This window comes from Deltaproteobacteria bacterium, from assembly GCA_016213065.1.
GTDB lineage: Bacteria > UBA10199 > UBA10199 > SPLOWO2-01-44-7 > SPLOWO2-01-44-7 > JACRBV01.
In genome coordinates this window covers 1-3,115 of record JACRBV010000111.1, presented here as the reverse complement: position 1 = coordinate 3,115, position 3,115 = coordinate 1, and the positions used below count along the sequence as shown (strand labels likewise).

The window sequence follows — 3,115 nt, the reverse complement described above, 5'->3', positions numbered from 1 at the left end:
TAATGGGAAATCTCGATTTTGTAGCGCTCCAAAATTTGATCCACCAAAATTTGAAGATGGTTTTTGCTCTCGGCCAGTTTCAAGTCGTTGGCATGTTTTGCTTTCATCATCTCTTCATGACGCCGCCGAATCTCACGCACCTCGCCATCCCTCTCTTTGATTTTCAGGGATAAAGCATCGTAATCAATTCGCAAACTTTTTTGTTTTTGTGTCAGTTGATCCAAATCTTTTACAGCCGTTTCCAACTGGGCTCTCTCTGCAATTTGAGATTGGTTTAATTGCCGGATTTGTGTTTGCCCCAGATTGATTTCGGTAATTCTTTTTTCAATACCCGCCTCTAATTCCAATTTGTTTGAAATCCATTGCTGGATTTCACGTTCCAGCACCTCTGCTTTGTCTTGCGCCTGCGCCAACTGCGCACGGGCATGGCTCAAATCATTTTGAGCCTGATTTTTGGCCTCTGTGGCGCTTGTCAATTCAATTTGAAATTCAGCCAACTCTTTTTCCATGGAAGATTGTTGGGTAATACGCTCTTCCAAAAGGAGGGCAACCTTCTCACTTTCGGCGGCAATCTCCCGCTTTTCATCCATGCACCGCGCAATTTCCATAGAGAGACGGTCGCGATCCTGATTGTAACGCACTAATTCTTCACGAAGACGCACACCATCTTTTTCCTGATGAACAATGCGAATTTCTTCACTATGGCTGTCGCGAGAGAGACTTTCCAAGCGTTCTTCCAGAGAGTGAACCTGATTTTTGAGATGCCAGCATTCCTTCTCCTGTTCAAAAACAGAAGCCTTGGCCTCTGACACTTCTTTTTCCATCGCTTCAATGCGTCTTTTGTGACCCAGAAGAATTTCTCCTTCAGCTCCCGCCCCACCTGATATAGCGCCGGAACGGTCGATCACTTCGCCCTGCAACGTCACCAGCGTCTTGTCTTGCGGACCTTGTTGCCATAAATGAAGCGCGTCTTTTAAATCTTCCACGAGCACGCAATCTCCAAAAAGATAATCGGCAATTTGACGGTAATCATCGTTGAAATGGACGTTTTGCAACAGGGGACCCACAACGCCCGGACCTTCCACACTTTCCGCGTTTTTTGTATCGAAGCGAATATCGAGCGGAACAAAAGTGGAGCGACCTTTGGATTGGGTTCTCAAATAATCAATGGCATCCACACCGGCTTGCTGAGATTGCACCACAACATATTGAAGTTTATCTCCCAAAGCGGCGCTGACGGCGGCTTCAAATCTTGGTTCGCAATCCACAATCTCGCTGACCGGATTTAAAATGCCGTTCAATTCCCCTTCGGAAGCTTTTAAAACAGTGCGCACTCCATCGCGAAATCCTTCCATATTGTTGTGAATTTCCTGCAAAGAATTGAGACGTGACTGCTTGGCCGCCAGTTCATTTTTCACCGCCTCCAATTTTTGAATCTCCCCCTGCAAAGAGGTTTTTTTCTCATCCAAATCCTGACGCACCTGAGTTTTTTCATCCGACAATTTGAAACTCAGTTGTTTTAAACTGGAAAGATCCGTATCCGAAGACAGCGCTTTTTTCTCGATCTCTTTACGAAGGCGGTCAATGTTGTCAATTTCGCTCTGTCCTTTGGCAACACGCCCTTCTACTTCAATGTTGCGTCTTTCCAGATATTCCAGACGCGATTGCGATTCGGCAACCTGACTCACAGAAACCAACATTTCGCGATTTCTTTTTTCTGTTTTGGATTGCCAATCGTTGCAAATCTGGAGAGCCTCGGCAACACGCCCTTCCAAAGCCTTGATTCCTTCGGCAGAAGAGGCGACCGATAAATCATGTGTTAATTTCTGATCGTTGAGCGATTCGATTTCGATTTCTGATTTTGCCAACTTCACCCTGAATTCTTCAATCTCTTTCGCGTAAACCTCAAGCTGGCGCACCAGATCTTTGAGTTTGTTCTGTTGATACTCCAGAGATGTTTCATGGAGTTTGACCGCATTCTGTTGCATGTAAAATTTTTCCTGAACCCCGTTTAATTTTTGTTCCAGAGTGGCCAAATTCAATTTTTCCCGTTCATTTTCCGTTTCAACTTGTGAAAGTTTTGCGGCGAGAGACGCTTCATTCTGGGAGAGATCAACGCCTTCCGCCTCCAAACGTTCCGAATCTTCTCTAAGCTGTTGGTAACGAACGGAGGAAAGTTTTAATTCTCTTCCTTTTAATTCCTCATAAATAGTCTTGTAGCGTTCGGCTTTTCTGGCTTGGCGGTCCAGCGCATTGAGCTGGCGTTTGATTTCGCCCACGATATCGTTGAGTCGCGCCAGATTGGCTTCGGTGGATTCAATTTTGCGCAAGGCCGCTTCTTTGCGATTCTTGAATTTGGAAATGCCGGCGGCTTCTTCAATAATGAAACGGCGCTCTTCCGGTTTGGCGGACAAAATGCGTTCAATGCGTCCTTGTTCAATAATAGAATACGCTTTCGTCCCCACCCCTGTTCCCAGAAAAAGATCGACAATATCGCGAAGCCGACACGGAACTTTATTGATGTAATATTCACTATCCCCGGAACGATAGAGGCGGCGTTCCACCTGAATTTCGGAATAGTCGGCATAACCGGCGGGGGCTCTTCCATCACTGAGATCAAAAGTTAAAGCAACCTGAGACATTCCCAACGGAGACCGGGAGGAAGTACCATTGAAAATAACATCCTGCATTTCAGAACCGCGCAGATGCTTGGCCGACTGTTCTCCCATGACCCATCGGATGGAGTCACAAATATTACTTTTTCCACAGCCGTTTGGGCCGACAATGCCGGTGATTCCTTCATCAAATTGCACAAAGGTTTTGTCGACAAACGATTTAAAACCGAAGAGCTCCAAAGATTTTAGTTTCATAGTTACCCTTTTCCGCGTGGTTGAGGAACCTCTGAAAAATTATATACATGTCATCCCCGCGAAGGCGGGGATCCAGCTAGATCCCTGTTTTCACAGGGACAAGCTTCTAGATGATATGTAAAAGCGTCAGGACGGGACTTGTGGGATATAAACCACAAGGAGGAAAAACCCATGAACCTGACAACAGCATTATCATCGCAGCACGATATTTTCGTAGGCATCGATGTGGATGCCAAAAGTTACGC

The 3,115-nt window shown here is 45.8% G+C and carries 1 pseudogene; it reads right to left on the bottom strand.

Going from position 1 to position 3,115, the window contains the following annotated elements:
- Positions 1-2,870 (bottom strand): annotated as a pseudogene (gene smc / locus HY877_06595) (chromosome segregation protein SMC).
- Between the last annotated feature and the right edge of the window lie 245 nt (positions 2,871-3,115).